This window comes from Pseudoxanthomonas sp. (assembly GCF_027498035.1).
Taxonomy (GTDB): Bacteria; Pseudomonadota; Gammaproteobacteria; order Xanthomonadales; family Xanthomonadaceae; genus Pseudoxanthomonas_A.
Genome location: NZ_CP114978.1, coordinates 2,961,630 through 2,987,679, shown reverse-complemented (window position 1 = coordinate 2,987,679; position 26,050 = coordinate 2,961,630). Strand labels below are relative to the sequence as shown.

General features: G+C 63.6%; 25 protein-coding genes. 3 read left to right on the top strand and 22 right to left on the bottom strand.

Translation table 11 applies throughout. From position 1 onward, the window contains the following. Positions 1–89: 89 nt before the first annotated feature. On the top strand, positions 90–455 hold the full coding sequence (locus O8I58_RS12960; RefSeq protein WP_298316745.1) for a ribonuclease E inhibitor RraB: 366 nt from the start codon (positions 90–92) through the stop codon (positions 453–455). 10 nt (positions 456–465) lie between these two features. Here the strand turns inward: O8I58_RS12960 and O8I58_RS12955 are convergent, their stop codons facing one another. Together O8I58_RS12955 and O8I58_RS12950 are read right to left on the bottom strand one after the other, a co-directional pair. Continuing rightward, positions 466–975, bottom strand: a complete 510-nt coding sequence (locus O8I58_RS12955) for a hypothetical protein (protein ID WP_298316743.1) — start codon at positions 973–975, stop codon at positions 466–468. An 80-nt stretch (positions 976–1,055) separates the two neighbouring features. Then, positions 1,056–2,066 carry a zinc-binding alcohol dehydrogenase family protein gene (locus O8I58_RS12950; RefSeq protein ID WP_298316741.1) on the bottom strand — a complete coding sequence of 337 codons (1,011 nt, stop codon included), beginning with the start codon at positions 2,064–2,066 and terminating at the stop codon, positions 1,056–1,058. A 99-nt stretch (positions 2,067–2,165) separates the two neighbouring features. On the opposite strand from O8I58_RS12950, the gene O8I58_RS12945 reads away from it, so the two are divergent. Next, on the top strand, positions 2,166–3,077 hold the full coding sequence (locus tag O8I58_RS12945; RefSeq protein ID WP_298316739.1) for a LysR family transcriptional regulator: 912 nt from the start codon (positions 2,166–2,168) through the stop codon (positions 3,075–3,077). 9 nt (positions 3,078–3,086) lie between these two features. Here the strand turns inward: O8I58_RS12945 and O8I58_RS12940 are convergent, their stop codons facing one another. The 7 genes from O8I58_RS12940 to O8I58_RS12910 all read right to left on the bottom strand — a co-directional run bounded on the left by O8I58_RS12940 (position 3,087) and on the right by O8I58_RS12910 (position 13,080). Then, positions 3,087–3,593, bottom strand: a complete 507-nt coding sequence (locus O8I58_RS12940; protein ID WP_298316737.1) for a hypothetical protein — start codon at positions 3,591–3,593, stop codon at positions 3,087–3,089. Positions 3,594–3,672: 79 nt separating this feature from the next. After that, positions 3,673–5,121 carry a heavy metal sensor histidine kinase gene (locus tag O8I58_RS12935; RefSeq protein ID WP_298316735.1) on the bottom strand — a complete coding sequence of 483 codons (1,449 nt, stop codon included), beginning with the start codon at positions 5,119–5,121 and terminating at the stop codon, positions 3,673–3,675. Continuing rightward, the gene (locus O8I58_RS12930; RefSeq protein ID WP_298322967.1) at positions 5,118–5,801 is read right to left on the bottom strand and encodes a heavy metal response regulator transcription factor; all 684 of its coding nucleotides are present in this window, start codon (positions 5,799–5,801) and stop codon (positions 5,118–5,120) included. The genes O8I58_RS12935 and O8I58_RS12930 overlap by 4 nt, the downstream gene beginning before the upstream one ends. A gap of 303 nt (positions 5,802–6,104) precedes the next feature. Further along, the gene (locus O8I58_RS12925) at positions 6,105–7,484 is read right to left on the bottom strand and encodes a cytochrome c (protein WP_298316733.1); all 1,380 of its coding nucleotides are present in this window, start codon (positions 7,482–7,484) and stop codon (positions 6,105–6,107) included. Between the two features lie 10 nt (positions 7,485–7,494). Beyond that, complete coding sequence (locus O8I58_RS12920; RefSeq protein WP_298316730.1) at positions 7,495–9,270, bottom strand: GMC family oxidoreductase; 1,776 nt, start codon at positions 9,268–9,270, stop codon at positions 7,495–7,497. 2 nt (positions 9,271–9,272) lie between these two features. After that, entirely contained in the window at positions 9,273–10,010 is a 738-nt protein-coding gene (locus O8I58_RS12915) for a gluconate 2-dehydrogenase subunit 3 family protein (protein WP_298316728.1), read from the bottom strand. 259 nt (positions 10,011–10,269) lie between these two features. Continuing rightward, the gene (locus O8I58_RS12910; RefSeq protein WP_298316726.1) at positions 10,270–13,080 is read right to left on the bottom strand and encodes a TonB-dependent receptor; all 2,811 of its coding nucleotides are present in this window, start codon (positions 13,078–13,080) and stop codon (positions 10,270–10,272) included. A 274-nt stretch (positions 13,081–13,354) separates the two neighbouring features. On the opposite strand from O8I58_RS12910, the gene O8I58_RS12905 reads away from it, so the two are divergent. Then, the gene (locus O8I58_RS12905) at positions 13,355–14,719 is read left to right on the top strand and encodes a glycoside hydrolase family 30 protein (protein ID WP_298316723.1); all 1,365 of its coding nucleotides are present in this window, start codon (positions 13,355–13,357) and stop codon (positions 14,717–14,719) included. Positions 14,720–14,871: 152 nt separating this feature from the next. Here O8I58_RS12905 and O8I58_RS12900 read toward each other — a convergent pair whose 3' ends face one another. The 13 genes from O8I58_RS12900 to O8I58_RS12840 all read right to left on the bottom strand — a co-directional run bounded on the left by O8I58_RS12900 (position 14,872) and on the right by O8I58_RS12840 (position 24,917). Then, on the bottom strand, positions 14,872–16,236 hold the full coding sequence (locus O8I58_RS12900) for an Hsp70 family protein (protein ID WP_298316720.1): 1,365 nt from the start codon (positions 16,234–16,236) through the stop codon (positions 14,872–14,874). Positions 16,237–16,372: 136 nt separating this feature from the next. Continuing rightward, positions 16,373–16,834 (bottom strand): hypothetical protein, encoded by a 462-nt coding sequence (locus O8I58_RS12895; RefSeq protein WP_298316717.1) that lies wholly within the window; start codon positions 16,832–16,834, stop codon positions 16,373–16,375. 116 nt (positions 16,835–16,950) lie between these two features. Further along, positions 16,951–17,292: a carboxymuconolactone decarboxylase family protein gene (locus tag O8I58_RS12890; RefSeq protein WP_298322964.1), complete on the bottom strand. Its 342-nt coding sequence runs from the start codon at positions 17,290–17,292 to the stop codon at positions 16,951–16,953. A gap of 455 nt (positions 17,293–17,747) precedes the next feature. Next, positions 17,748–18,227, bottom strand: coding sequence for a GNAT family N-acetyltransferase (locus O8I58_RS12885; protein ID WP_298316714.1), 480 nt, complete (start codon positions 18,225–18,227; stop codon positions 17,748–17,750). Between the two features lie 71 nt (positions 18,228–18,298). Then, positions 18,299–18,757: a DoxX family protein gene (locus O8I58_RS12880; protein WP_298316711.1), complete on the bottom strand. Its 459-nt coding sequence runs from the start codon at positions 18,755–18,757 to the stop codon at positions 18,299–18,301. Between the two features lie 89 nt (positions 18,758–18,846). After that, positions 18,847–19,389, bottom strand: a complete 543-nt coding sequence (locus tag O8I58_RS12875) for a GNAT family N-acetyltransferase (RefSeq protein ID WP_298316708.1) — start codon at positions 19,387–19,389, stop codon at positions 18,847–18,849. A 125-nt stretch (positions 19,390–19,514) separates the two neighbouring features. Continuing rightward, positions 19,515–20,180 carry a YoaK family protein gene (locus O8I58_RS12870; protein WP_298316706.1) on the bottom strand — a complete coding sequence of 222 codons (666 nt, stop codon included), beginning with the start codon at positions 20,178–20,180 and terminating at the stop codon, positions 19,515–19,517. A 92-nt stretch (positions 20,181–20,272) separates the two neighbouring features. Beyond that, positions 20,273–20,698 carry a hypothetical protein gene (locus O8I58_RS12865; RefSeq protein ID WP_298316705.1) on the bottom strand — a complete coding sequence of 142 codons (426 nt, stop codon included), beginning with the start codon at positions 20,696–20,698 and terminating at the stop codon, positions 20,273–20,275. Positions 20,699–20,903: 205 nt separating this feature from the next. Further along, complete coding sequence (locus tag O8I58_RS12860; protein ID WP_298316704.1) at positions 20,904–21,197, bottom strand: hypothetical protein; 294 nt, start codon at positions 21,195–21,197, stop codon at positions 20,904–20,906. 405 nt (positions 21,198–21,602) lie between these two features. Next, positions 21,603–22,109, bottom strand: coding sequence for a GNAT family N-acetyltransferase (locus tag O8I58_RS12855; RefSeq protein WP_298316702.1), 507 nt, complete (start codon positions 22,107–22,109; stop codon positions 21,603–21,605). A gap of 440 nt (positions 22,110–22,549) precedes the next feature. Beyond that, positions 22,550–23,044, bottom strand: a complete 495-nt coding sequence (locus tag O8I58_RS12850; RefSeq protein WP_298316700.1) for a hypothetical protein — start codon at positions 23,042–23,044, stop codon at positions 22,550–22,552. Between the two features lie 82 nt (positions 23,045–23,126). Next, positions 23,127–23,306 (bottom strand): hypothetical protein, encoded by a 180-nt coding sequence (locus tag O8I58_RS12845; RefSeq protein ID WP_298316698.1) that lies wholly within the window; start codon positions 23,304–23,306, stop codon positions 23,127–23,129. A gap of 822 nt (positions 23,307–24,128) precedes the next feature. Then, entirely contained in the window at positions 24,129–24,917 is a 789-nt protein-coding gene (locus tag O8I58_RS12840) for a toll/interleukin-1 receptor domain-containing protein (RefSeq protein ID WP_298316696.1), read from the bottom strand. Positions 24,918–26,050 lie beyond the last annotated feature (1,133 nt).

Genomic DNA, 26,050 nt, shown 5'->3' with positions numbered 1-26,050 from the left:
GAAGCCAGTGTATCGGCCGCACGTCTCAGCAGATGCGCCGGCGCGCGCTATCCTGCCGGCCCCTGCCCGATGGCCGATGGACCGTCCGCATGCAACGCAATCCCGCCCTGTTTCCCGATGACGACAACGGCGATGTGCTGTGGCGCCTGGCTTCGGCCGGCGACGACCTGAGCATCCCGCGCGAGATCGACTTCACCCTGGAATTCCCGGACGAACAGTCCGCGCTGGACTGCGGGATGTTCCTGTTCCGCAACGAGCTGAAGGTGCAGCTGGAATCCTCCGTGGAAGACGAACCGGCATCATCCTGGAGCGTGCTGGTGGTGGCCAACATGACCCCGCGCCATGCCGAGATCACCCATTTCGAGCAGTACCTGCAGGACGTGGCCGAACACTACGCCGGCAACTGCACCGGCTGGGGCTGCATGCAGCAGGCCGGCGTGCCGGTCGAAGACTGACCGCGCCTTCCTAGCGGCGCGACGGCGGCCAGATCCGTGCGGCCGTCCTGCGCGCCGCCGGTGAATCGGCCACGCCGATCCCGATACCGCGCTGATGCAGCGCCTGACCCAGCGCCACCACGGCGGCATCGGGCAGGGTCCGCAGGTTCAGCACCAGCGGCTTGGCGCCATGCACGGACAGCACCAGCATCGGCAGCGCGCGCCAGTACGACCAGGCGCCGCGCGGGGCCTCGATCCAGACAGCGCTGATCTGGTCCAGCGACAGCGTGCGGGTATCCAGCACGGTGCGATAGCGCAGCTGCCGGGTCGTCAGTTCCAGGCGCAGCCACAGGGTGGCGCAGACGGGGATCGCACCGAGCATCAGCGCGACCGCCGCCATGCCGTACGCGCCACTGCGCAAGCCGGCGCCGGCAAACGCCAGCGCCAACAGGCCGATCACCGCGCTGCCCACGTGGGCCAGCCCTGTCGCACGATAGGTCAGCACCCCTGCAGCGGGTGCTGGCTGCTGCCGACCGTCCATGTCCATCGTCCCGTGTCTCGCAAAGCGCGAGTATGCCGGGGAGGCGGCGCGATGGCCCGGCCGGACCGCGCCGGGGCGACTCAGTCGAAGCCTTCCAGCACCAGCTTGCCCTTGGCCTTGCCGCTTTCGATCAGCGCGTGGGAGCGGCGCAGGTTGGCGGCGTTGATGGTGCCGTAGTGCTCGCCGAAGGTCGTGCGCAGGGTGCCGGCGTCGATCAGCGCGGCCACGCGGGTCAGCAGGTCGTGCTGGGCCTGCATGTCCGGGGTCTGGTAGACGGCGCGGGTGAACATCGACTCCCAATGCAGCGAGATGCTCTTGGGCTTGAGCGGCATGGCGTCCAGCGTGGGCAGGTCGTCGATCAGCGCCAGCTGGCCCTGCGGCGCGATCAGCTCGACGTACTGGGCGTAGTAGCTGCCGGTGTGGGTCAGGCTGGCCACGTGCTGGACCTGTTCGATCCCGACCGCCTTGAGCTGCGGCAGCAGTGGCTGGCTGTGGTCGATGACGTGGTGGGCGCCGAGTTCCTTGACCCAGGCCTGGGTTTCCGCGCGCGAGGCCGTGCCGACCACGGTCAGCGCGGTCAGCTTGCGTGCCAGCTGGACCAGGATCGAACCCACGCCGCCGGCCGCGCCGGTGACCAGCAGCACCTGGCCCTCGCCGCCGCCTTCGGGGATACGCAGGCGATCGAACAGCAGCTCCCAGGCGGTAATGGCGGTCAGCGGCAGGGCCGCGGCCTGGGCGTCTTCCAGCGTCGCGGGCTTGCGCGCGGCGATGCGTTCGTCGACCAGGTGATATTCGGCATTGCTGCCCGGGCGGTTGATCACCCCGGCATAGAAGACCACGTCGCCGGTCTTGAACAAGCTCACCTCGCTGCCGACGGACTCGACCGTGCCGACCGCATCCCAGCCCAGCACCCGCGGCGCGCTGACTTCGGCGCGGTGGCGGACCTTGGTATCGACCGGATTGACCGAAATGGCCTGCACCTTGACCCGCAGGTCGTGCGCTCCCGGCTCGGGCAGCGGCAGTTCGATGTCGATCAGCGAGGCCGGGTCTTCAATCGGCAGGCCGGCCTGGGTGTAGGCAATGGCTTTCATGGGCAACTCCAGTAGAGGCGGATCAGACATCCATTGTGGCGCGCGCTTTTTCGTGAGAAAGACGCACAATCGGGAAGCAGTTTCACTGCTGGAGTGAAGATGATCCGTTTCGATGACCTGTCGCTATTCGTCCGTACCGCTGCGCTGGGCAGCTTTTCGGCGGCCGCGCGCGAGGCCAACCTGCTGCCGGGCCAGGCCAGCGCCGCGATCAAGCGGCTGGAGCGCGAACTGGACCTGCGCCTGTTCGTGCGTTCGACCCGCGCGCTGCGCCTGACCACCGAAGGCGAGCAGTACCTGGGCACCGCGCGGGACGTGCTGGACACCCTGCATGCCGGGCGCGAGCGCCTGCGCGCCGCCGATGGCCCGCTGACCGGCGTGCTGCGCGTGGCCGCGCCTTCGGACCTGGGCCGCAACGCGCTGCTGCCATGGCTGACCGAATTCCGCGCCGCGCATCCGGCGCTGGTCCTGCGGCTGTTCCTGTCCGACCAGGTGACCGACGTGTTCCGCGATCCGGTGGATGTGGCCTTCCGGCTGGGACGGTTCGACGATGCGCGCTACGTGACCCTGCCGCTGGCCCCGGCCAATCGCCGGGTGCTGGTGGCGTCGCCGGCGTACCTGGCCGCGCGCGGACGCCCGCAGACGCTGGACGACCTGCGCCAGCACGACGGCCTGCTCTACACGCTGGGCGGGCGCACCCATGATCAATGGGCTTTCGAAGTGGACGGCCGCCGCCAGGTGGTGCCGATGCGCGCGGCCCTGCTCAGCGACGACGCCGAGATCACCCGCCGCTGGGCCGTGGCCGGCCAGGGCATCGCTTACAAGTCGTGGTTGGACGTCTGCGATGACGTGCGCGATGCCCGCCTTGAACTGCTGTTCCCGCAGCACGGCGAGAGCGTGCCACTGCACCTGGTCTGCCCACACCGCAAGCAGTTCTCGCCCGCGATCCGCCAGCTGCACGCGCTGCTGCAGCCGCGTTTCGAAGCGCTGACCGCGCGATTGCCCGCAGGCTGAAGCGCTGCCTCAGACCACGCAGGTCATCAGCACCAGGAAAGCCTTGGGTTCACCGACGATCTGGGCGCTGAAGCCGGCGACCGGGGCGTCCAGGCTGCAGGCGCCCTGTTCGGTGCGGATCACCGGGACCAGCGCGTGGCGCGGGTCGGACCAGACCGCGACGCGGCCGGCTTCGATCAGGGAAATCAGCGCCAGGCCGGCGTCGCCGGCCTCGGTCAGGCTCAGCTGCCGGCAACCCTGCGCATCAGGCTTGGCGGTCTTGGCCTGTTCGACCAGGGCCTTGGCCCGCAGGCCCATGATCCGGGTCATGCGCGCGTCCAGCGGCAGGCCTGCGGCATCGGACCTGGCCAGGGTATCCAGGCTGTCGGCCGACACCAGCAGGTGCGAGCCCTCGGGCGAGCCCTGGTAGACGGCGATGCAGCGCGCGGGCATGACGGTCTGTACCTGCACGGCGCTGGTGGCCGGCGCGGCGGCCGCGGTCACGGCCAGCATGGTGTTGAAGACGATGGCGAGCATGGACCTTCCGCGCCCGTCGGCGGGCGATGCGAGGCCTGCAATGTACCGGCGACGGCGGCCGCAGGGCCACCCGGGAACCTCAGGCCGAAGGCTGCGGGCTGATCCTGGGCGTGCGCCCCCGGCGCGATGCCCGGCGCCCGACGCGTGCCGCCTCGCCCAGCGCCGCCACGCGCGGGAAGCGCAGGCCGACCGACACATAGCCGTCTTCGCACATCGCGAACACGGTGCCGCCATGCAGCTGGGCGATGGCCTTGACGATGGCCAGGCCCAGGCCGTGGTTCTGATCGGAGCCGGTGCGCGAGGGATCGGCGCGGTAGAAACGATCGAAGAGATGGTCCAGCGCCTCGCGCGCGATCGGCGCGGCGCGGTTGCGCACGGTGACGCTGACGGTGTCGCCGGTTTCGGCGATGAACACCTCGATGGTGCCGCCCGGGTCGCCGTGGCGCAGCGCGTTGTCCAGCAGGTTGGTGATGGCCCGGGCGTACAGCGAGCCCTCCACGCGGGCGCGGGCGTCGCCTTCGACCTGCAGCGCCATGCCCGCGTCTTCCATGACCATGTCCATGAACTCGGCGGCCTTGGTGGTCTCCTCGCGCAATGACACCTCGACCAGGTCGCGCGCGGATTCGCCGCGATCGGCACGGGCCAGGAACAGCATCGAGTTGACGATGGCGCGCAGCCGTTCCAGTTCTTCCAGGTTGGACTGCAGGGTCGATTCGAGCGCATCGGCCGAACGGGCGCGGGCCAGGGTCACCTGGGTCTCGCCGATCATGTTGCCCAGCGGCGTGCGCAGCTCGTGGGCGACATCGGCGTTGAAGGCGTTGAGCTGTTCGTAGGCGCGCTGCAGGCGGGCCAATGCCTCGTTGAGCGACATCACCATGCCATCCAGCTCGGTCGGCAGGTGGTCGGCGGGCAGGCGCAGGGTCAGGTCGCGCGCATCCAGCCGGCGCGCGTAGGCGCTGAGCCGGTCCACCGGTGCCAGGCCACGCCGGGCGATCCACCAGCCCAGCCCGGACACCGCGGCGATGGCCACCAGCGACAGCACCACGATGCCCACGGCCAGCAGCCATTCGGCCGCCTCGATGCTGCGCTGGCCTTCGGCCACGATCAGCCGCACCGCCGGGCGCTCGCCCGCGGCCGGCAACGTGTGCGCCAGGGTCAGGTAACGCTGGCCGTTGGGCAGGATCGCTTCGCCGAAGCCTTCGGCCTGTGCATCGAACTGCGCCCGGTCCAGGAAGCCGGTGCCCACGCGGAACCGCGGGTCGCTGCTTTCCACCAGGAAATACAGGCTGCCGTCCTCGGGCGTGAAGTCAGCCAGCTTGTCGCGGAAGTAAGCCCAGTGCTCGCCATCGGTGGCACGCAGCGACAGGCGCTCGACGATCATCAACCGCGCACTGAGCTGATCGCGGTTGTGCCGCTGCAGCTCGTAGGACTGGAACAGGAACAGTGACACCGCCAGCACCGCCAGCACCACCGTGGCCGCCAGGCCGAACATCAGGCCCAGCCGCGCCGCGATGGAGCGGGTGCTCATTCGGCGTCGTCCTCGCGCAACTCCAGCACGTAGCCCATGCCACGCACGGTGTGCAGCAGCTTGGCTTCGCCCGGGTACTCCAGCTTGGCGCGCAGGCGCTTGATCGCCACTTCGACCACGTTGGTGTTGGTGTCGAAATTGATGTCCCAGACCGTCTCGGTGATCACCGTCTTGGACAGGATCTGCGAGCGGCGGCGCGCCAGTGCGGCCAGCAGCGCGAATTCCTTGGCCGACAGGTTCAGGCGGCGGCCGCGACGGGTGGCGCGACGGGCCAGCAGGTCGATGTGCAGGTCGCCGACCTGGATCTGGGTGGATTCATGCGCGCGGCCACGGCGGGTGATGGCCTGCACGCGGGCCAGCAGTTCCAGGAACGAGAACGGCTTGACCAGGTAATCGTCGGCACCGGCGCCAAGGCCGCGCAGACGATCGTCCACCTGGTCGCGCGCGGTCAGCATGATCACCGGCGTATCGCGCTGGGCGCGCAGCGACTGCATCACCTGCAGGCCGTCCATGCCCGGCAGCATGATGTCCAGGACCACCGCGTCGTAGTCGCCGGTCAGCGCCAGGTGCAGGCCATCGACACCGTTGGCGGCGTGATCGACGCTGTAGCCCTCTTCGCCCAGGCCCCGGGTCAGGTAGCCGGCGGTCTTGGGCTCGTCCTCGATGATCAGCAGTTTCATGGCGTCATGGTACGGCGTTGCGACTTGGCTCATGCGGCGAAGGTCCGTTCAGGCGTGCAGACGCGGGGGCGCCTGCGGCGGTGGCAAATCCACTCCACGGACGCCGGAAACGACGTGCGCGGCATTCAACCCGGAACGACCGGACAGCGCCGCCAGGGCAGCGATCGGAACGTCAGGGAGTGGCACCGATTCTGTCCGCCGGCCCCCATCGCCTTCCTGACGCGGCGCTGACAATCCCGTCAGGCGGAAACCGCAACGCCCGGCGGACCGGGCGTTGCGTGGGTGGTGCATGCCGCCGCTGGACTACTTGCCGCCAGGATCGGTCTGGGCTGGATCGTGCGGCGCGCCGTCCTTGGCCAGGCTGTCGCGTACCGCCTTGACCTGGGCCACGCTGACCTCCGGCGCCTTGTTGCCCCAGCTGTTGCGCACGAAGGTTCCAAGCTTGGCCACCTCCTCGTCGCTCAGGCGCCAGGCGAAGCCGGGCATGCCCAGGTTGGACGGCGCGGCCTGGGTGGAGGGCAGCGCGCTGCCGGCCAGGATCAGCCGCACCAGCGTGGTCGGGTCCGGGGCCAGCACGCTTGGGTTGCCTGCCACCCTCGGGAAGGCATGGGGATAGCCTTCGGCATCGGTGCGATGGCAGGCGGCGCAGTTGTCCACGTACAGCTCGGCACCGCGGCTGTCGTTGATGCCGGACTGCAGCGCGGTCGCGGTGGCCGGGTCGGCCTTGAACGCGGATGCGTCGCCGGTCGAGGCAGGCAGCGTCTTCAGGTAAGCGGCCATCGCCTTGAGATCGGCATCGCTCAGGTGCTGGGTGCTGTGTTCGACCACATCGGCCATCGCGTTGCCGACCACGGCCGCATGCGGATTGCGCGCGGTCTTGAGCGTGTCGACGATGTCCTGCTGCGACCAGTCACCCAGGCCATCGGCCGCGTTGCCGCGCAGGTTCACCGCGACCCAGCCGTCGATCACCTGGCCACCGGACAGATAGGCAGTGCCCTTGTCGCCGTGTTCGCTCAGCGCAAGCTCCTGCAAGGTCTGCGCACGCGGGGTGTGGCAGCTGCCGCAATGGCCCAGGCCCTGCACCAGGTACGCGCCACGGGCGATCTGCGGATCGGTGTAGGCGGTAGCATCGAATCCGGTGGCGTGCGGATCCGGCGCGAAGGTCTTGCGCCAGATCGCCAGCGGCCAGCGCATCGACAGCGGCCAGGGGATGTCGGTCCCGCGGTTCTGCGCCTTGACCGCCGGCACGCCGTGCTTGAAGTACGCGTACAGCGCGCGCACGTCGGCATCGGTCATGCGTGCGTACGAGGGATACGGCATCGCCGGATACAGCGTGCCGCCGGCCGGGGTGATGCCGTGGCGCACCGCGCGGTCGAAGTCGTCCAGCGAATACTGGCCGATGCCGGTATCCGCATCCGGGGTGATGTTGGTGCTGTAGATCGTGCCGATGGGCGAGGCGATCGGCAGCCCGCCGGCGAACGGCTGGCCGCCGGCCGCGGTGTGGCAGGCGGTGCAGTCGCCGGCCGCAGCCAGGTAACGCCCTTGTTCGATCAGCGCGGCATCGCTGGCGGCCGGTTCGCCGCCGGCGATGGCCGGCGTGCTGGTGGGAATGAAGGCATAGACCAGCGCGGCGATCAGCACGATCACCGCCAGCGCCACCACGGTCAGCAGGAACTTCTTCATGGTGGCCTCCTTACGCCTGGACCAGCGGACCGGGTGACTTGAGGTACTGCTCGCGGATCGCCGCCGCCGCCCAGTACGCCAGGCCACCGACCAACCCGGTGGGGTTGTAGCCGTTGTTCTGCGGGAAGGCATTGGCACCGATCACGAACACGTTCGGCACATCCCAGCTCTGCAGGTAGCGATTGAGCGCCGAGGTCTTGGGGTCGTCGCCCATGATCGCGCCGCCGCAGGTGTGGGTGCTCTGGTAGTTGGTGATGTTGTAGTGCGTACCCGGCTTCTTGGCATCGCCGGACAACGCCTGCGGATCGAGCAACTTGCTCATCTGCAGCGCCTTGTCCACCAGGAACTGCGAGGCCTTGATCTCGTTGTCGTGCCAGTCGAAGTTCATGCGCAGCAGCGGCCGCCCGAAGCCATCCTTGTAGGTCGGGTCCAGGCTCAGGTAGTGCTGGCGGTAGGACATGCACGCGCCCTGCACTTCGTAATAGAACGAATGACGGAACGCATCGGCCGCAGCCTGTTTCCACTGGCTGCCCCAGGCCGGCGTGCCCGGCGGCACGTTGATGCCACGCACCGGGCCGGCGCCCGGCTGGCGCGCCCAGATGATGCCGCCGCCGACGAACCCCGCCGCCGCGTTGTCCAGCTGCTTGCCGTTGAGGTTGTCCATCGTGGTACCGGCGCCGCCGTTGCCGATGAAGCCGTTGGCCTGCACCTCCTTGCCGAAGAACAACACCACGCGGTTGAGGTTCTGGTAGGAATAATTGCGACCGATGGTGCCGGTGTTGCTTTCAGGGTCGTACGGCGTGCCGATGCCCGACACCAGCATCAGGTGCACGTTGTACAGCGAGAACGCGCACAACAGGACCAGATCGGCTTCCTGCACGGTCTCGCGGCCCTGCGCATCCAGGTAGGTCACGCCGGTGGCCTTCTTGCCGGTGCTGTCCAGGTTGACCTTGAGCACCTGCGAATGCGCGCGCAGCTCGAAGCGACCGCTGCGGCGCACCGCCGGCAGCACGCAGACGTTCGGCGTGCCCTTGGAGTAGTTCAGGCAACCGTAGTCACTGCAGAAGCCGCAGAAATTGCACGGCCCCATCTGGCAGCCATACGGATTGACGTAGGAGCGCGACGCATTGGACGCCGGGATCGGATACGGGTCCCAGCCCATCTCGCGCGCGGCCTTGTAGAACCATTCGGCACCCAGGTAGTTCGGGTTCGGCGGCAGCGGATACTCGCTGGAGCGTGCGCCCTCGAAAGGATTGCCGCCCGCCTGGAGCTGTCCGCCCAGGTTGCCGGCCTTGCCGGAGGTGCCGCAGACCTTTTCGAACATGTCCAGGTGCGGTTCCAGATCCTGATAGGTGATCGGGAAATCCTGGATCGTCATGTCCTCGGGAATGAACTTCTTCCCGTACCGCTGCTCGACGTTGGTACGCAGCTTCATGTCTTCGGGCAGCGGGCGGAAATGGCAGCCCGACCAGTGGCTGCCCGCCCCGCCCACGCCCGTGCCGGGCTTGAACGAACCCATCTGCCGGTAGGGCACGGCCGTGTCCGACAGGCCGTGGCGCACGGTGACGGTCTCCTGGTGCAGGCTCTGCAGGTAGCGCCGGTGCACCGAACCTTCCAACTCGTCCACCACGCGCGGATAGGAAAAATCAGGCTGCGTGTCGCGATCCGGGCCACGCTCGAACGCCACCACGTTCATGCCAGCATCGGTGAGTTCCTTGGCCATGATCGAACCGGTCCAGCCCAGTCCGACCACGATCACATCCACTTTCGGTTTGGTGTTCGCCATGCTCAGCCCCTCCTGCCGGCCAGATCGACGGGCCCGAGCGGATACGGCTTGTCACGCACCTCGACCCAGTCCATGTAATCGGCACGCATGCCGGGGTAACCGATCATCTTCCACGCGCCCATGTCCTTGTTGCCGCCATGGACCGGGTCGGCGAAGTAGCCGTTCTTCACCTCGCCCAGGAAGTAAGAGAAGAAGGTCTTGGAAGAAATGCCTTCCAGCTCCAGCTTGCCGGCCTCGGCATCCTTCAGCAGCGCTTCCTGCTGCGCGGTTTCCAGCCCGGAGAAGGTCTTGCCGTCGAAGGCCTGCCTGCAGTGCGCGTCCATCGCCGCAATGCCCACGCGCAGCAGATCGCGCAACGGCAGCTTGCCCTGGTAGCCGAACTCCTTGGCGGCTTCGACGAACGGCCCCTGCATGTACCAGATCGCGCCATTGGCGTAAGGCGTCTGCATGTGCTTGTCCAGGAACTCTGGCACGCCCGACTCCACCGCACCGGGGCCAACCTCATCGTGCGGGATCAGGCGGTCGCAAGCCGCCACCACGAAGGCGAACTCCGCGGCGCTGAAGAAACTGGGCTTGAAGTCTTCCGGCCTGGAACGCGCCGTCGCCGCGTTTGCCGTTGAGCCGTTCTTGTCATCGCTGCAACCTGGCAGCGCGGCGGCAAAGGGAATCAGGGTCAGACCCTGGAAGAAGCGGCGTCGTGAAGGCGACACCGAGGTTGCATCATCGTCCGAGGCGGACATGGCTGACTCCTCCCTGGTGGAGAGTTGGCTGGGGAGCTCTTGATCCTGGTACCGACCGGCAGCACGACAAGAAGCCCGCCGCGATTAACGCGGCAGGCCTGCATTCTTGATGTGAATCCCGCTGTGGCCCAATGCCGTTTGCGCATTGCGCGATGCGCCTCGCGCATCACTGGCGAATCTTTCGCCGATCACGAACACGCGCCCGGCTCGCTGCAACACCGCCGACACACCAGGCGCCGGCGGTGGTCATGCGGTCTGCTTACAGCTCGTAGCGGAAGCCAAGCATGTACTGGCGGCCGTACTGCGTGTACTCCTCGGGGAAGAACAGGCCGGTGCCGGTGCTTTCGCTGACTTCGGTACGGAATGGTTCGTCGGTGAGGTTGTTGACCTGGAACAGCAGCGACAGGCCCTTCAATCGACTGGTGTCGGCAAAGGCATAGCTCAGCTGTAGATCGGTGGTGCGCTCGCTCAGCGTGTTGCGGTACTGGCGCTGGCCGAACAAGGCGCTGTACTCACCGCGGTAGCCATCGCGGTAGCGTTGACTCACCCGCGCGCCGAGGCCGTGTTTTTCGTAGTACAGGGTGGCGTTGGCCACGATCTTGGACAGGCCTGGAATGGTGTCGGTGCCGGCCGAGTCGTCGTTGGGATCGGGGTCGATCGACGACTCTGTGTAGGACACGTTGACCTGGGCACCGAAGCCATCCAGCGCATCACTGATCAGGTTGCCAGCCAGCGCCGTGGACAGCTCGGCGCCGCGCATGTAGCCGCCCTTGCCGTTGGCCCAGGTGGTGAAGGTGCCGATGTTGGAGATCGGGGTCGGCGCGTCTGGATCAGGCGTATAGCCACTGAAATCCCATTCCAGGTTCTGGCGGTAGATATAGGTCTGCAGGTTCTTGCGGAACAGCGCCAGGCCGACATAGCTGCCCTCGCCGAAGTACTTCTCGAACGACAGGTCGAAGGCCATCGCCCGGTACGGTTCAAGCAACGGATTGCCGCCGCTGCCGGACCACAGGCCCATCTCGGCTCCGGTGGTTGCCACTCCAGCGCTGGAATCGGCGCTGAGGTAATTGATCGGCGGACGCATCAGGGTCTTGGCCGCAGCCGCACGGATCAGCCAGCCTTCGCCGAAGTCGAAGATCAGGTTCACGCTGGGCAGGAAGTCGCTGTACTGCTTGCCCAGGGTCTGCGAGCCCAGCACCGAATTATTGGCGGCGTTGAAGCCGGTCGAGGACTGGTCGGAAGTGATGTACTGCATGCCGGCGTTGCCGCGCACGCGGATGGTGTCGGTCAGGTCCATGTCGATGTTGGCGCGCACGTAGAAGGTATTGACCTTCTCTTCGACGATGAAGTCCTTGCGCAGGTCGTCGTTGCTCTCGCTCAGGGTGACGTCGTAGTACTGGTTGAGCAGTGCGCGCGGGTTGAAGCTCAGGATGTCGCCCATGCCAACGAAACCCAGCGAGGTCGGCGAATACAGCAGCGACGGATCGACCAGGGTCGGGGTGCGATCTTCGCCCGGCAGGAAGGCGAAGTACACGTCGGCAACCTTCTCTTTGGTGCGCTTGTTGAAGTTGGCGCCGATATCAACGCTGCGGATCACTGCGTTGTCCAGCTGCTGGGTCCAGTTCAGGCGTCCGGCCTTGATGGTGTCCTTCTGCTCGGAGATCTCTAGGCGACCATCGTGGTTGTACAGCTGCGGATCCCACAGGTAGACCGCGTCGGGATCGGCCATATCCGGCAAGCCGAATTGCGAATAGCCCGGGGTGGTCTTGATATTGAAGTCCACGCTCTGCGGCCCCAGGCGGCCGGCGTAAAGTTCCAGCGCGGACTGGTCGCGCTTGGCCCGCGAGTAGCTCAGGTCGGCGGTCAGCGCCCCCGATTCGGTCACCTTGAATTCGTTGTTCCAGCCCACCGAGAACAGCTTGTCCTGGCGCCGGTTGCTGTCGTTGCGCACGACCGGCTGCACGCCGTTGAGGGTGCCGCTGGTGACCACCGGATAGCCGTTGACGTCAGTAGTCTGGGCGTTGCTGTAGGTCACCCCGCCGGCATCGCCCACGAACGACGAATCGTTGCTCCACATCAGGCCATGGGTGGTCTCGTCCTGGTCGAACTTGGAGTAGTACAGGTCCAGGATGCTGTGGAAGCGGTCGTTGGGCTTGAACTCGAACACGCCCATCACGCCATCGCGCTGCAGGTCGCGCGACTTCACCCAAGCCTCGTCACCTTGCAAGGCGATGGCGTTAAGCGGACGGCCGGTCTGGTACGGGCCATCCCAGTCCACGCGGTCCAGATCGGCCCACCACCACGATTTGTAGTGCTGCTCCTGGAACGGCGAGTTCAACCGCGCCACACCCAGCGCCACGCCGATGGTGTCATCGGCAAACTGGTCCACGTACGACGCGCTGGCGCGGTAGCCTTTGTCCTTGCCGTCGGCACTGACATTGCCCAGCGAGTTGTATTCGCCCTGGCCACCGAACACCACACGGCGCTCGCTGAGGTCCAGCGGACGGATGGTCTGCAGGTCGACTGTGCCCGACAGGCCTTGGCCGATCAGCGCCGCATCCGGGGTCTTGTAGACGGTGACCGCGTTGATGAGCTCGGACGGATACTGGTCGAATTCCACGCCACGGCTGTCGCCGGTGCTGACCTGTTCGCGGCCGTTTAGCAGCGTGCCAGCGAACTGCTCGGACATGCCGCGGATGTTGATCACCTGCGAGCGGCCGTCCACGCGTTGGGTGGCCAGGCCCGGCAGTCGCGAGATCGAGTCGGCGATCGACACATCGGGCAGCTTGCCGATGTCCTCGGCCGAGATGGTCTCGACGATCGAGGTCGCCTCGTTCTTCTTCTCCACCGCATTGGCGATGGCCGCGCGGATGCCGGTGACCTTGACGCTGTCCAGGGTCTTGGCGTCTTGCTGGGCGATGCTGTCGGTGGCCGAGGCGGGGGCCTCGGACTGTTGCTGGGCCTGGGCCTGCATGGACAGCAGCGCCAGGCAGCAGGCAGAAACGAGACGGCGTGCGACGGGCGCACGCAACGTGGAGGCGCGCTGCCCCCATGCGGAAGATGAAGCCATGTTGTAGCCCTCCCAGGGCGGTCTGACAGCGCTGTCATACGATCTGGTGTCAGAGTGTGTCAATCGTTTCACTCCAGTGAAAAAACGATTCCACGTAAAACCGACGTTAAGCGCGGTCGCGTCTCGTGCCTATGCGGCGCCGCAGCATGCGCCTGGCGCAGGTCTGCGGCAGGGTTGCAGTCCGTTTTTGACTGGCTTTATGTCCATGCCCTGTCCCGCACGCGCCCCATCTGTCCGCTGCCTGTTCGCTCTACTGACGCTGAGTGTGGCGAGCGTGTCAGCAGCAGCACCGGCGCGCCAGGCCCAGGTCTGGCTGACCACCAACAACCACCAGTACGCGCTGGCGCCGATGGCACCGGCCACCTTCGGCAACGGCCAGGACCTGCCGCTCGCCATCGACATCGCTCCGCTGGACCAGCGGCAGGCGATGGTCGGGTTCGGCGCCTCGATCACCGACGCGTCGGCACTCCTGATCCAGAACTTGCAGCCCGAAGCACGCGCCAACCTGTTGCAGGAGCTGTTCGGTCGCCAGGGCGACGGCATTGGCCTGAGTTTCGCGCGGCTGACCATCGGTGCCTCGGACTTCTCGCGCAGCCACTATTCGCTGGATGACAGCCCCGGCAACGCGCCCGATCCGCAGCTGGCGCACTTTTCCATCGCGCCCAACCTGGCCGACGTGGTGCCGGTGACGCGCGCGGCGCTGGCGATCAATCCGGACCTGAAAGTCATGGCCTCGCCATGGAGCGCCCCGGCGTGGATGAAATCCAACCGCAACCTGATCCAGGGCACGCTGGACCCTGCGGCGTATGACGCCTTCGCCCGCTACCTGCTCAAGTACGTCGATGCGTATGCCGAAGAAGGCATCCCGATCTGGGCGCTGACCGTGCAGAACGAACCGGACTTCGAGCCGGCCAGCTATCCGGGCATGCGCTTCAACGCGCCGGCGCGCGCCCGCTTCATCGGCGAACACCTCGGCCCATTGCTGGCCGCGCGTGGTGCAGCAGCGCCGCTGCTGTTCGACTGGGACCACAACTGGAGCAAGCCGCACGAACCGCTGGGCGTGCTCAACGATCCCAAGGCCAGCCGCTACGTCAACGCCGTGGCCTGGCACTGCTACGAAGGCACGCCGGATGCGCAGTCGCCGGTGCATGCCGCCTTTCCGGACAAGGACGTCTACATGACCGAATGCTCGGGCGGCGCCTGGGAACCGCTGATCAGCGGCGGCCTGACCCTGCAGGCGCGACGCCTGATCATCGAATCGGTGCGCCATGACGCACGCGGCGTGCTGTTCTGGAACCTGGCGCTGGACCAGGACGGCGGCCCGCACACCGGTGGTTGCGACACCTGCCGCGGCGTGGTCGACATCGATACGCGCACCGGCACGATCACCCGCACCGACGAGTACTACGCATTGGCCCACGCCAGCCGCTTCGTGCCGCCGGGGGCGCATCGCGTGGGCTCAAGCGATGAAGTCGACGGCGTGGACAACGTGGCTTTCATCAATCCCGATGGCGGCCGGGTGCTGGTGGTGACCAACTCGGCACCGCTGCCGCGCACGTTCTCGGTGCGCGAAGGCGACGCCACGTTCCGCTACACGCTGCCAGGCAAGAGCCTGGCGACCTTCACCTGGTCGCCGTAGGCACCGACTTGTAGCGCCGAGCTTGCTCGGCTGGGGCTTTCCCTACCGACCGGAGCGCAGCGCAGCAGGCTCCGCGCGACAGGTGCCTCGCGCTGGGTCTTCCCGACGACAGCACCGTTATCGATGCGCGCCGGCAACGCGGCGCAGTGGCCTCAGTTGCCGCGTGCAGCCGCCAGCGCCAGGCCCTGCACGACACCGAAGGACGGGTCGCCATGGACCATGCGCGAACGCGGGAAGGCTGCCGCCACCGCCTCGCGCACATACGGCGCGCGCGACATGCCACCGGTCAGGAACACCGCTTCCGGATCGTGGCCGATATCGGCCGCCACCTGGTCCAGCAGCACGGTCATTTCACCCAGGAAACCGCCCGCAGCCGTGGCCAGGCCTTCCGCCTGCAGCTCCGCGCGTAGGCCCGGCTCGATGTAGCCCAGATCGGCGACATGCGTGGCCGTCGCGCTCAGCGCGATCTTGCTGCGTTCGACATTGCGCGACAGGCGCGCGGTGTTGCTGGTTTCCTGCAGCGCGTGCAGGCGGTTGCGGAATGGCTGCGGCACCTTGTCGCCAAAGCGCACGCGGGCGAAGTCGCGCTGGCGGGCCAGGTCGTGCACGGTCGCCGCATCGGTGTAGTGGTGATTGGGCACGCGGGTCTGGCCGCGGCCGAACAGTGGCATGAAGCCGGCCAGGCTCAGCGCCAGGTCGATGTCCGTGCCGCCGCGCGCGATACCCCAGGCCCTGCGCACGCGGGGCGCTTCGTCCCCGCCGACATCGGCATGGGCCACGTCGGTGGTACCGCCGCCGATGTCCACCACCACCACCTCATGCCGCGCGTCGCTGGCGGCGTGGTGGCGCATGGCGGCCGCGGACGGCTCTTCCAGGAAATCCACCGCATCGAAGCCCGCCGCCAGCGCCGCGGCGTGCAGGATGTCCAGCGCCTGCACGTTGCCGGCATCGCCCATCGAGCTGCGGAACTGCACCGGCCGGCCCAGCGTGGCCGCGCGCACCGGCTGGCCCAGCTGGCGCTGCGCGGTCAGGCGGATGTGTTCCAGGATGTGGGTGGCGATGCCGGTGATGGTCTGCTTGGCGCGCGGGTGCAGGTCGTAACCCAGCATCGACTTGGGGCTCTGCACCAGGTTGCCCTCGCCCTCGGCGAAATACGCATCCAGTGCGTCCTCGCCGTAGACCGCGTTCTGCAGCAGCGCCGCCGAACTGCGCGGCTCGCGCATCTGCGCCTCCATCCACTCCCGGCGCACCACGCGCAGCGCCGCAGCACGCAGCGCCTCTTCGGTGCGGGCGTGGCCGGACAGCTGTGCATCGCGGCGGCCGGCATCGATCAGCTGGTCCAGCTGGTATTCCTGCGCCGAGGTCAGCGTGAAATCCTCCGGCTCGCGCATGACTTCGGGGAAGTACACCGAGGTCTTGAACTGCGCGTCCGCCCCGAACTGCACCGGCACGATCGCCCCGTCCACCACCGCTGCCGCGGCCGAGTTGCTGGTGCCGAAATCGATGCCGAGCTTCATGAGGGAAAACGCCACTGCGCGAAAGGGGCCGCGCACTGTGCAGGAGCGCGGCGTCCGGTGCAATCGGTGGCGAGTCCCGGGCCGGAACTCGTACGGTGCGGATCAGCGATGAAACGGTACCCGCCGCGACGAACTGTCACCGGCCAGCAGGCACTTTCCACTGGGATTGCGCCCTGTAACGCTCGATGACGACCCGCGCGTCCGCACTGTCGCACGGGTGGGATCTGAGCATCTCCAAAGTTCTGGTACGAACCACCGCATCATGCCCACGGAGAAATTCGTCGAGCGTACTTTCAGGCTTCCCATGCTTTCCGGTTAACTCCCTTCTCACCGCGCGACTTACGGAGAGGAAATTTTTCCTGTGCTGTTCTTCAAGTCCCGGCTCATGAACTTCACATTCACCAGCAACGGTCTGCGCAGCGACGAATTCGTCGTAAATTCTGAAAATGTCCTTGCTGGGCCCTTCGCTTTCCGTCTTCTGGTCACCAACGCCCGATCCCGGCGTTTGATTCGGCACAGGTTGCCTCTCTTTGGAACAACCCGCGACTCCGGAAAGGGTCAGAAGCACAACCGTCAAACAGTTGAATAATGTGTTCACGACAGCTGACGCCTGAGTTGAACTGACCCGCTGCGAATGGATCGGGTTGACGAAATCATCGAAGATCGCGGCCCGTCCGGGTCGAACCGCGAAGCCGGCCCCGTTAGAACAGATGCCTAAGCCGCATCCGTGGTGGCCAAGGCATCCATGACCCGCGACGAATAAACCAGGGCAGCACCGGCATTGACGGCGATGGCAACGCCGAGCGCCTCTGCAATCTCTTCCTGTGTTGCACCCGCCTTGATCGCCGCGGCGGTATGGACCGCAATACATCCATCGCATTGCCTTGTGACACCAACGGCGAGCGCGATCAGTTCGCGGGTCTTCGCGCCGAGCAGATTGGCTTTTTCACCAGCCTGGCTAAGGCCACGATAGCCGCGGATCGTGTCTGGGCTCAGATGGCCGATTTCCCCGATCCGCTGCGCAAGTTGCCCACGATATGACTGCCAGTCGAGCATCATGATAAGACCTCCGGTTCATTTCCAATGCGGCTGTGTATCTGGGTCAAGCCGAGCCGCGAAACGGCTTTCCCTTGAATGCATTGCCAAGGAAGGTCTGAACACCCCGGCATTTGCTGATCATGACGGCAATTGTTCAGACCATCCCTAGGCCGCTGCCACGCGGTAGATGACGTAGCCACCGGCGCCGACTGCAGTCCAGAAGAGTATGCCAACGAGAGTGCAGGCGGTGTCACCTGGCTCCGGATATGGCCTGACGACTCGAATCAACGCCTGCCCGATGCCTTGAATAACCAGCTCGAAGATGAATTCGAAGAACAGGCGCCCGACACTCCACCAAGTGCGTCCGCAGCGATTTCACCGATGGCATGCGCCTCCTCGAAGTGGCCTGTCCTACAACGTGAGTAGCTGGCCGAAAACCGGTTGGCTCGAAGGAAGGGCGCGGCGCCATGCTCCTAGAGCACCCGGCGATAGAACTTCGTGTCGACCAGCATGACGGGAAAGCTAGCCGGCAGTGCGGTACGGGCAATCTCGTGAAAGCCGTTCTTCTCGTAGAACCGGTGTGCCGCAAGGAACTTGGCGGTCGTACCGAGATAGATCTCCTGGACCCCACGGGCCTGGCACCAGGCAACAACGGTTCCAAGCAGACGGCTGGCCGTGCCATGCCGGGGGCCTCGATACCCGGCACCGACGAACATCTTTCGCAGCGCAACCTGGTTGTTTCCGATGTCCAGCAGCGCCACCGTGCCAACGACTTCCTGAGCGTGCACGGCGACCCAGAAGTTACCGTTGCCATGCTGATAGAAGCGGGGGATCTCCTGCAGGTCCGGCTGTGCCTCCAACGAGACGGGGACCTCGAATTCGATCTGCTGTATCGGCAGGATGAGATCGACGACGCCACTGGCGTGCTGTACTTCGAACGGAAAGATGTTCATTACGGCCTCTTCATGGCGCCCGATACCTGATTCATGCAGACGCACGAAGCGGGCTCGGCTTGAATGCACTGTCAGGCGTCACTGCGACGCCGCCATACGGGCCAGAGCGCCCATGCAACAAAGAACACTTGCATGGGTATGCGAATCCACAGATAGCCTGGACCGGACTGATGCTCGCCTACGCCGACATGGTGAACCGCCGCATAAATGTTTGCGGGCAGGAACAGCACAAGCATCACGGCCGCGGCGATGCCGCCGATACGTCGCCACTGCTTGGTAAATAGCGAAACCGCCGTCAACGCTTCCAGAAGACCGGTGGTGTAAATAACCAGCCGTCTTTGCGGAACCCACCCAGGCAGCATTTGAACGAGCTGGTCGGTTACAACGAAGTGACCGAGTGAGAAATACAAAAAGGCCACCCCAAGCCCGAACGCGGCATAGCGTGCAGCATCAAAGTCCCGCCCCGCCGCCGTCGCCCAACGAATGGCCAGTGGTGCCACGCAGACCATGATGAGGATCAGGTCATCCATCAACTGCTCCCGGATACGTGGTGTGATGCCTGATGTTCGAATTGAGGGCACTTTCCGCGTAGGCGCAGGAGGCCCCTCCGATGAAGGGGTCAGGCGTCGGATTTGCAGAGGGCATAGACGACAGTGTCTCGGGGAAGGCCACCAATATTAGGCCGATATGTCGCCATGCGGAGCAGGCCTTCGCGTTGCATCCCCAGCCGCACAAGGACGCTTGCCGATCTGGCGTTCTCTGCATCGACAGTGGCCCAGATGCGGAGGATGGCCGGTTGGCTTTGGAGCCAGGCGACAAGAAGCGAAGAGGCTTCCGTGGCGATGCCTTGCCCCCAGGCCGACCTGGCAAGGAAGTACCCGAAATCGACGGCGTGCCCCTTCACGCGACAGGCGATGCAGCCGAGTAGCGGGCCACCGGCACTGCGTTCAATGACCCAGTGATACTCCACGCCGGCAGCCCAACGCGCGGTGCAGCCACCCATATAGGCCTCGGCGTCGGCAACCGATTCGTGCGCTGGCCATTCCATGAAGCGCATGACATCGGGGTCCGAAGCTGCCCGGAACATCGCTTCGGAATCGGCCGGCGTTGAGCGCCTGAGGCGGACGCTTGCCCCCACGATGGAGTCTGGAGGATTGAACATTCGACGCTTACCGCCTGGGTGAAGCCGACTGCACGTAGCAGCGCGGAGATGTGGAACACGCATAGGCCCGACCGCGAAACGCCGGGCGACTTGAACGAACTGTTGGACCGCTGATTACCAACGGACTACCCGCGCACCTTGCGAGTCCGATAGATCCCATAAGCAATGGAAGTTGCCGCAGTGAGGACCGCCGGGAACAGGAGCGCGGAATAGGCGAACGCTCGGAACGCAAAAGTTCCCGCGATTCCCCCGCAGACGAACCCTGAGATGACCAGTAAACAGAGCTGCAAGCGCCGCGTATCAACAGGTAGGCCGCACAATGCATGGCCAAGGAAGATGCCGAGATCCGTGAACATGCCGGACACGTGTGTCGTGCGAACGACAGCCCCGCTATACGTACTCACCATGGCATTCTGCAGGCCAACCGCACACGCGGCGGCATACATGCCATACGCGCTTCCATGCTGAAGCAGTGGAACAGCGGTAAAGAGCAGCAACGACACCAGAAACAGCGCGACACCATACCTGCGGCCGAGCTGAAGTGCGCTGTCCCGGATGAGGATTCCGCTGATGACCGCGCCAGCGACAAAAGAACCAATGAGCGCCGAGAAGTGGAGCATCCCCGGAATATTCAACGTGGCCAGCGATTCAGCCAGCAAAGACGAATTACCCGTGAGATGGGTAATGCCCTGATGCTCGAAGCCGAGCAGACCCACGACATTGACGATGCCCGCGATGAAGGCAAGCACCCATGTTCCGGCCCACACCCAACGAGGAAATTTTGAAATCATCGGGCCGCGTCGCGCCTGAAAACAGTCCAGCTGTTTGATTTAAATCGAGCCGCAGAGCGGCTTCTTCTCGAATGGTTCGTCAATGCGCGCACTTATGGCTTCTGAAACCAAGCCTCCAGCCCACCCGATTGGTCCCCGCCCTGTCGCGTCCTGCATGTTGCCCGATAATAGTTGTCACCATCTGTTTGCAGCGCGCAGGCCATCTCTATTGCTGGCTGCGTGTCATATCGGACGAGCAGGGTCCTGATCTTGTCCACGCCACAACGCTGAATCCAGGCAACGCCGTGAAGCGTCTGACCGTCAGTACCCCGGCTAAGCACATAGCTGTCTTTACCGTAGTCGAGGGTGAGAGTGCCGGTGTAAACAGTCCCCTTTGCCGGATCCTTCCCCACGATCTCGTAACTACCGCTCAAGCCGGCGGGGAACTCCGGATCCACGGGCAGGCGCTCGCAGACGCTGGCCGCTCTGACGCCGCCCGAAACCCCCAGCATGACCATCAGCGGCAGCAATCGCTTCATCATCGAACCCAATCCTCAACTCAACCCAGTCAGCTGTGCTGGCGGCCCACAACAGCGCGATCCGAGCCGCCGAGCTGATCCACAACGTCCTCTCGGAAGAGCGAAGCCATTCCGGCTTGAACGGCTGTCAGAAAAAGACCGGATAACCCCCGCTTCTGCTGGTCATGACCGGCCATTCGGCTTCAGCCCATCTTTGGCCACATTGTCAGCTCCACAGACCGACGATAGCAACCAACGGCAGCGACAAGCAGCCGGCAAACGCAATGGACGAGCGAACCTTGGCACCGGAAAAGCCATAGCCGGAGAGCCAGATGGAAGATACCCAGCACAACAAGCCAACGACCAGGATGGAGAACGACCGGTGCCGACTGGCCACGATGACCTCGTTCGGCGTTGATGGCGCGTAGTCGCCAAGCTGCGACATTGCCCCATAGCACACGAGTGGCCAGGAAAACACGGCCAGAGCGATTGCAACATTGGATGCGGTGGACCGTTTCATGCGGCTAGCGCTCGGAGCACGCCGATCCACGGAGCGGGCTCGGCTTGAATGAGTTGTTAGGCGCGATTGCCATGACGGCCGCGACGCCGCTGTTGATGTAGAGACTCGTCCGGCGACCAAATCTTGATGGGCCACCAAAGTAGACCGGCGATGAACTTAGGTCGTAAGAGGAGCTTATCTCTTGTCCTGAAGCGATGGCCGTGCTCATCCAAAAACGCATCATACTGCTGTTGCTTGCGGCTACTCACCTCGGCTCGCGCGGAAGCAGACTCCTTGCGCTTCGCAAGTAATCGATCAGACCTCGCTTTTCTACGAGTATCAGCTCGGCTCATTTATCGCGCCTAGCGTTTGACTTAAGTGGCAAACGACGGGCGCAGCCCGTTGACTGTCCGCTTGAAGGAAGGGTTAGGCATTCGTGGCGAGGCGTTTGCTAAGAACCACGCTGCGATACACCTTGCCATGCCACTGAACCCAACCGACGTGCTGGTAGCCAAGACGGGCGTAGAGTTCAATGAGATGTGTGGCTTGTTCGGCAGTGTCCATCGCGAGCTCAACGAAGCCAGACTCTTTGGCCCATTGCTCTGCGCGTTGAAGGAGCATGCGGCCGATGCCTGAACCCTGATGCTCCGGGTCGACTGCAAATTGGTGTACCGCCGCTACACCGGGGCGGGTGAAGTATTCACACTCATTCTCTGCATATGTTGGTTGGGCAACGATTGTTCCGACGAGCTTCGGGCCGGTGGCGACAACGAAGCAGTTCCCGCCGCGAATGCGCTTGGCGGTGACTTCCGGTGTTTGACTCACTGCGGTGTAGTTCAACCCCATGTTGCCGAGACGAGCATATGCCCGATGAAGCAATGACGTAAGTTCGGTGATCGAGTCGGACTCTTGAAACTGACGGATATGCAGCATGGCGGGATCGTCGAAGGAATTCCTAACGCTTGAGTTAAAACGCGCCGCGAGGCAACGTCGGCTTGAATGAATTGTTAGGCCGCCTACCGTGTCTGGTTGTAGCAAGCGACGGACTCTGTGGTGGAAAATGTGCCTCCATTCTTTGCAATGTCCCCATCAGTCTGTATGTCACTACTGCACACATGAGCACACCCACCGCCTACGTTTGGAGGGCCACCCCTAGCTTCGCATTGGATCTGACAACGATCAGACGCAGCACAGCGCTTCGCGAGAGCTCGCAGGTCACACGCTCTCTGAGGCGATAGTTGACTGCTTCCAATCCAAGAGATGTCACACTCGTTTTCCGTGATATCGGAGCGGCCAGTAGTGCAGCTAGCCAGTAGAACTGCAATTGCGGCGACAAGACATATGCGAAGTTTCATAGAGGCCTAACGCCTGAGTTAGGCCGTGCCGCGAAGCGGCATCGGCTTGAACGATTTGTTAGCGCCCGTCCCGGATAGGTACACAGGCGCGCCGAGTGCGGCAGCGTACTGAGACTGAGACAAGAATGGCCAGTACGACATGTCGCCGGCGGAACTTAGCCAACGGAAGTAGATGCGTCCGGCCAAGCCAAATGTCAGCAAGTTGCCAAAGGTTAGCAGTACGGACTGACCGCGAGAGAGAACGGGCCACAAGTAAGGAAGACCCGACTTGAGGAAGAGTACACAGCGGACTGCCATGTCTCTTTGCATTTGCGACAGTTTGTCAGCACCGATCAGGCGATGCTCCCGAAGGTCACAGTAGAGCAACCACAAAAACTGGTTGTAGATTTCACGGATCGCCGGATCGGCTGACTTTGGCACCGTATCGTCGAACTGGAAATTGGTAATGCGAGCGCCAATGAGCCAGCGAGTTGACTCGGCCAAAGTTGCTCGGGCCTGCTGATCAATTGTCATAAGGCGCCAACGCCTGAATTGAGCTGACCCGCGAAGCGGGTTCGGCTTGAATGAATTGTTGGGCCGCTGCCTAGCAGCTTGACTAACCGCCGTTGCAATTGGTGACGGAAAGCTCAAGGGAAGCGTCATTGATGTCGACAAAAAGTCGACTCCCATCGGTGAACTGGATAACGATCTCTCCTGGGCGACGACGCCAGATAGTCTCAACTACCCGTCCGGCCAGCAGCTTGGTAGCACCTTCTGCTTCTTCTTCAAGCGTCATGGAGTTTCCTTTGCGGTCTAACGCCTGAGTTAAGCCGCGCCACGAAGTGGCGTCGGCTTGGACGAATTGTTAGGCCCCGGTGCGGGACCTTTGAGTGAGCCTGCCAGAAGAAGCAAGCCGATTAACCCAATTGGTGGAGTGAGTGTGCTCCAGTAGATGTTTCCGGGCAAAGCGAGTGCCGCGAGGAATGAGGCAGCTACCCCGCTGGCTATGGAAATGGCTATGCCTCCGCGCTCCCATTTGGTAAGCATAAAAAAACGGCGGCCGGCGCCGATGCGGAAAAAGGCACCTAGAAAACCGGCGGCACCTCCTAGGCCCAGCGCAAGAAGTCCGGGCTCGCGAAAGCCCACAACAAGCAGGACAACCACGAAAGGCCCCAGTAGAAGCGCGCAGCCAACCCAGACTGCACCGAGTGCAAGCCGAGCTGGTTTGAGATCTATCAAGTTTGCGATCCTGCTGAGCAAGGGGCCTAACGCCTGAATTAAGCCGAGCCGCGAAGCGGCTTCGGCTTGAATGAATTGTTAGGCGGCATCCCGTCGAACTGGCCAACGAACAAACGCGAAGACCCAAAGCATTACGAAGTTAACGACGGGCACAAGCGCTAGAAGGGATAGTGCGCTTGGAAAGCCAGCCTTGCCGACGATTCGCCAGAGCGGGATTATCCACGCCAACGAGAAGACCAGAAGAATGCTCCAATGCCACAAGCTCAATCCACCCATAGAACGCCCCCTATTGCCCTGGTTTGAATTCGCCAAACGGCTAAGCGTCGCCTAACGTTTGAGTTAAGCCGAGCCGCGAAGCGGCTTCGGCTTGAATGAATTGTTAGGCCCCTTTGCGACCGGCCACCACCGGGATGCCGGACCAATTGCCTGCCTTCTTCTCGTGCAGCACACCTATCAGGCGAACCTTGGCACTGCCGACCGGGATGACCTGCACGACAACAGGGAAGCCTGGCACCGTTCCGCGGTCGACGCCGATTAGCTGCCCGTTCACGACCATGCCGTTGTCTAGCTTGACGCCTTCATTGAAGCCGGCATTGCACGTATTTCCCGACTTGTACACGAAGTTCAGTTCGCCGGCCTTGTTCTCCACGAGAAATACGAAATTTGAAATAGGCTCCAAATAGTGCTCGGCATGGCATTCGATGAAGGTTGAGGCACCATCTTCATAGGCATACGCGCGCAGATTAGAGAACTCTTGCGGACCAGCCTGAAAGGTATTGCGGCCCTCGGAAACATCTACGATCTGCCGAAGAGCAACTTCAAGGCCGTGACCATATAGGTCGATGTACAAGTTTTGGGCCAGGATAGGCGGCATAAAGCAATCATCAAGCTTCACTGGAATGAGCTTGCTCGTTCCTTTGGCTGCTTGGAGCACAGCGTTTTGCCACTCTAACTTGACCATGTTGCTTAGCAAACTGTTCTTCGACACAAAGAATAGGAAGAGCTTACAAGCACCTAGCCCTTCATTCATCTTGTCGATGATTCCATCGCCCGGCTGGATAGACCAAGAATCGTAGAAGACGTTCTCTTGGCCAAAGATATCCTTGAGCCGCAAGGCAATCTGCTCGACGAGGGCCTTGTCTTTATAATTGTGCGAAATGAAGATCAACGAAACTCTCCAAAAGGGGCCTAACGATCGAAATAAGCCGACTGGCGAAGCCAGTTCGGCTTGATTGAGTTGTTAGGCCAGCAGTGCCCAGGGCAAGGAGCACGCCTTGCCAGCAAGCCGACCCACTGATTGTCCTGCGATGCGTCCGATGCAATCCCCAACCCGTAATCTCTCCGATCTAACCCCAGCGAAGTGTCCGGCAGTCACTGCACGAAAAGCAATCACTGGCCCACACTGAAAAAGCCGCCGACCGCCTAACGCCTGAATTAAGCCGACCGGCGAAGCCGGTTCGGCTTGAATGAATTGTTAGGTGCCATTGCCGCGCCTTGGGTCTCGCAGCCAATGATTACACCTTGAACAGTGGTCAATTTGCCATAGTGGAGTTTGCTGCCAAGCGGCAACGGGCTGGTTGCCACAGTTAGGGCACTGAAGCGTATAGCGGGAAAACTGAGCGCGGGCAGCCAGCACAAATAGGGCACCGAATCCCGCAAGCAGCGAGTACGGATATGGCTTTACCCAACCGAGAATGGGTGGCATGACTAGAAGTTCCAGAAGAACGAGCCAGCCGATCAGGAATTTACGTGACGAGCGCCGAATGTCAGCGCAGCGATGCGACCACTCCGCAATGGTTATTTGGATCAACTACCGGGATGCTTGTCATGGCACCTAACGCCTGAATTAAGCCGACCCGCGAAGCGGGTTCGGCTTGAATGAATTGTTAGGGCTCACTACCGTGCTACCCGAATGCCGAATTATGCATTGTGGCTACCCACTCCGGATCCACCGCGCCATTCCAACCAACAACAGAGTCAACGCTGCAATAGGGACAGATAGCGGTTTGGCCAGGCTCGTCACCATCACACCATGACGCTATCTCAGACGGGGAGAACTGGGTTGAGCAGTAATAGCAAACTGCAATCTCACTGGCGAGAAGTTCCTGCCTGTTGAAGCTCGATCCGCTGGTTCTACCCATGAGTGAGCCCTAACGCCTGAATTAAGCCGACTTGGCCACGTCAGCGGACAAGTTCGGCTTGAATGAATTGTTAGCGAGCGAAGCCCCAGATGGCGACGCTGGTAACCACGAATGCCAAAGATGTTGCCATGGCCAAGCTAGCTTTTTTGGGGTGTCGGAG

Bases quoted from the DNA above. Each gene is read 5' to 3' on its own strand.
- O8I58_RS12960 (WP_298316745.1), top strand. From the start codon at position 90: ATGCAACGCAATCCCGCCCTGTTTCCCGATGACGACAACGGCGATGTG.
- O8I58_RS12955 (WP_298316743.1), bottom strand. From the start codon at position 975: ATGGACGGTCGGCAGCAGCCAGCACCCGCTGCAGGGGTGCTGACCTAT.
- O8I58_RS12950 (WP_298316741.1), bottom strand. From the start codon at position 2,066: ATGAAAGCCATTGCCTACACCCAGGCCGGCCTGCCGATTGAAGACCCG.
- O8I58_RS12945 (WP_298316739.1), top strand. From the start codon at position 2,166: ATGATCCGTTTCGATGACCTGTCGCTATTCGTCCGTACCGCTGCGCTG.
- O8I58_RS12940 (WP_298316737.1), bottom strand. From the start codon at position 3,593: ATGCTCGCCATCGTCTTCAACACCATGCTGGCCGTGACCGCGGCCGCC.
- O8I58_RS12935 (WP_298316735.1), bottom strand. From the start codon at position 5,121: ATGAGCACCCGCTCCATCGCGGCGCGGCTGGGCCTGATGTTCGGCCTG.
- O8I58_RS12930 (WP_298322967.1), bottom strand. From the start codon at position 5,801: ATGAAACTGCTGATCATCGAGGACGAGCCCAAGACCGCCGGCTACCTG.
- O8I58_RS12925 (WP_298316733.1), bottom strand. From the start codon at position 7,484: ATGAAGAAGTTCCTGCTGACCGTGGTGGCGCTGGCGGTGATCGTGCTG.
- O8I58_RS12920 (WP_298316730.1), bottom strand. From the start codon at position 9,270: ATGGCGAACACCAAACCGAAAGTGGATGTGATCGTGGTCGGACTGGGC.
- O8I58_RS12915 (WP_298316728.1), bottom strand. From the start codon at position 10,010: ATGTCCGCCTCGGACGATGATGCAACCTCGGTGTCGCCTTCACGACGC.
- O8I58_RS12910 (WP_298316726.1), bottom strand. From the start codon at position 13,080: ATGGCTTCATCTTCCGCATGGGGGCAGCGCGCCTCCACGTTGCGTGCG.
- O8I58_RS12900 (WP_298316720.1), bottom strand. From the start codon at position 16,236: ATGAAGCTCGGCATCGATTTCGGCACCAGCAACTCGGCCGCGGCAGCG.
- O8I58_RS12890 (WP_298322964.1), bottom strand. From the start codon at position 17,292: ATGCTCGACTGGCAGTCATATCGTGGGCAACTTGCGCAGCGGATCGGG.
- O8I58_RS12885 (WP_298316714.1), bottom strand. From the start codon at position 18,227: ATGAACATCTTTCCGTTCGAAGTACAGCACGCCAGTGGCGTCGTCGAT.
- O8I58_RS12880 (WP_298316711.1), bottom strand. From the start codon at position 18,757: ATGGATGACCTGATCCTCATCATGGTCTGCGTGGCACCACTGGCCATT.
- O8I58_RS12875 (WP_298316708.1), bottom strand. From the start codon at position 19,389: ATGTTCAATCCTCCAGACTCCATCGTGGGGGCAAGCGTCCGCCTCAGG.
- O8I58_RS12870 (WP_298316706.1), bottom strand. From the start codon at position 20,180: ATGATTTCAAAATTTCCTCGTTGGGTGTGGGCCGGAACATGGGTGCTT.
- O8I58_RS12865 (WP_298316705.1), bottom strand. From the start codon at position 20,698: ATGAAGCGATTGCTGCCGCTGATGGTCATGCTGGGGGTTTCGGGCGGC.
- O8I58_RS12860 (WP_298316704.1), bottom strand. From the start codon at position 21,197: ATGAAACGGTCCACCGCATCCAATGTTGCAATCGCTCTGGCCGTGTTT.
- O8I58_RS12855 (WP_298316702.1), bottom strand. From the start codon at position 22,109: ATGCTGCATATCCGTCAGTTTCAAGAGTCCGACTCGATCACCGAACTT.
- O8I58_RS12850 (WP_298316700.1), bottom strand. From the start codon at position 23,044: ATGACAATTGATCAGCAGGCCCGAGCAACTTTGGCCGAGTCAACTCGC.
- O8I58_RS12845 (WP_298316698.1), bottom strand. From the start codon at position 23,306: ATGACGCTTGAAGAAGAAGCAGAAGGTGCTACCAAGCTGCTGGCCGGA.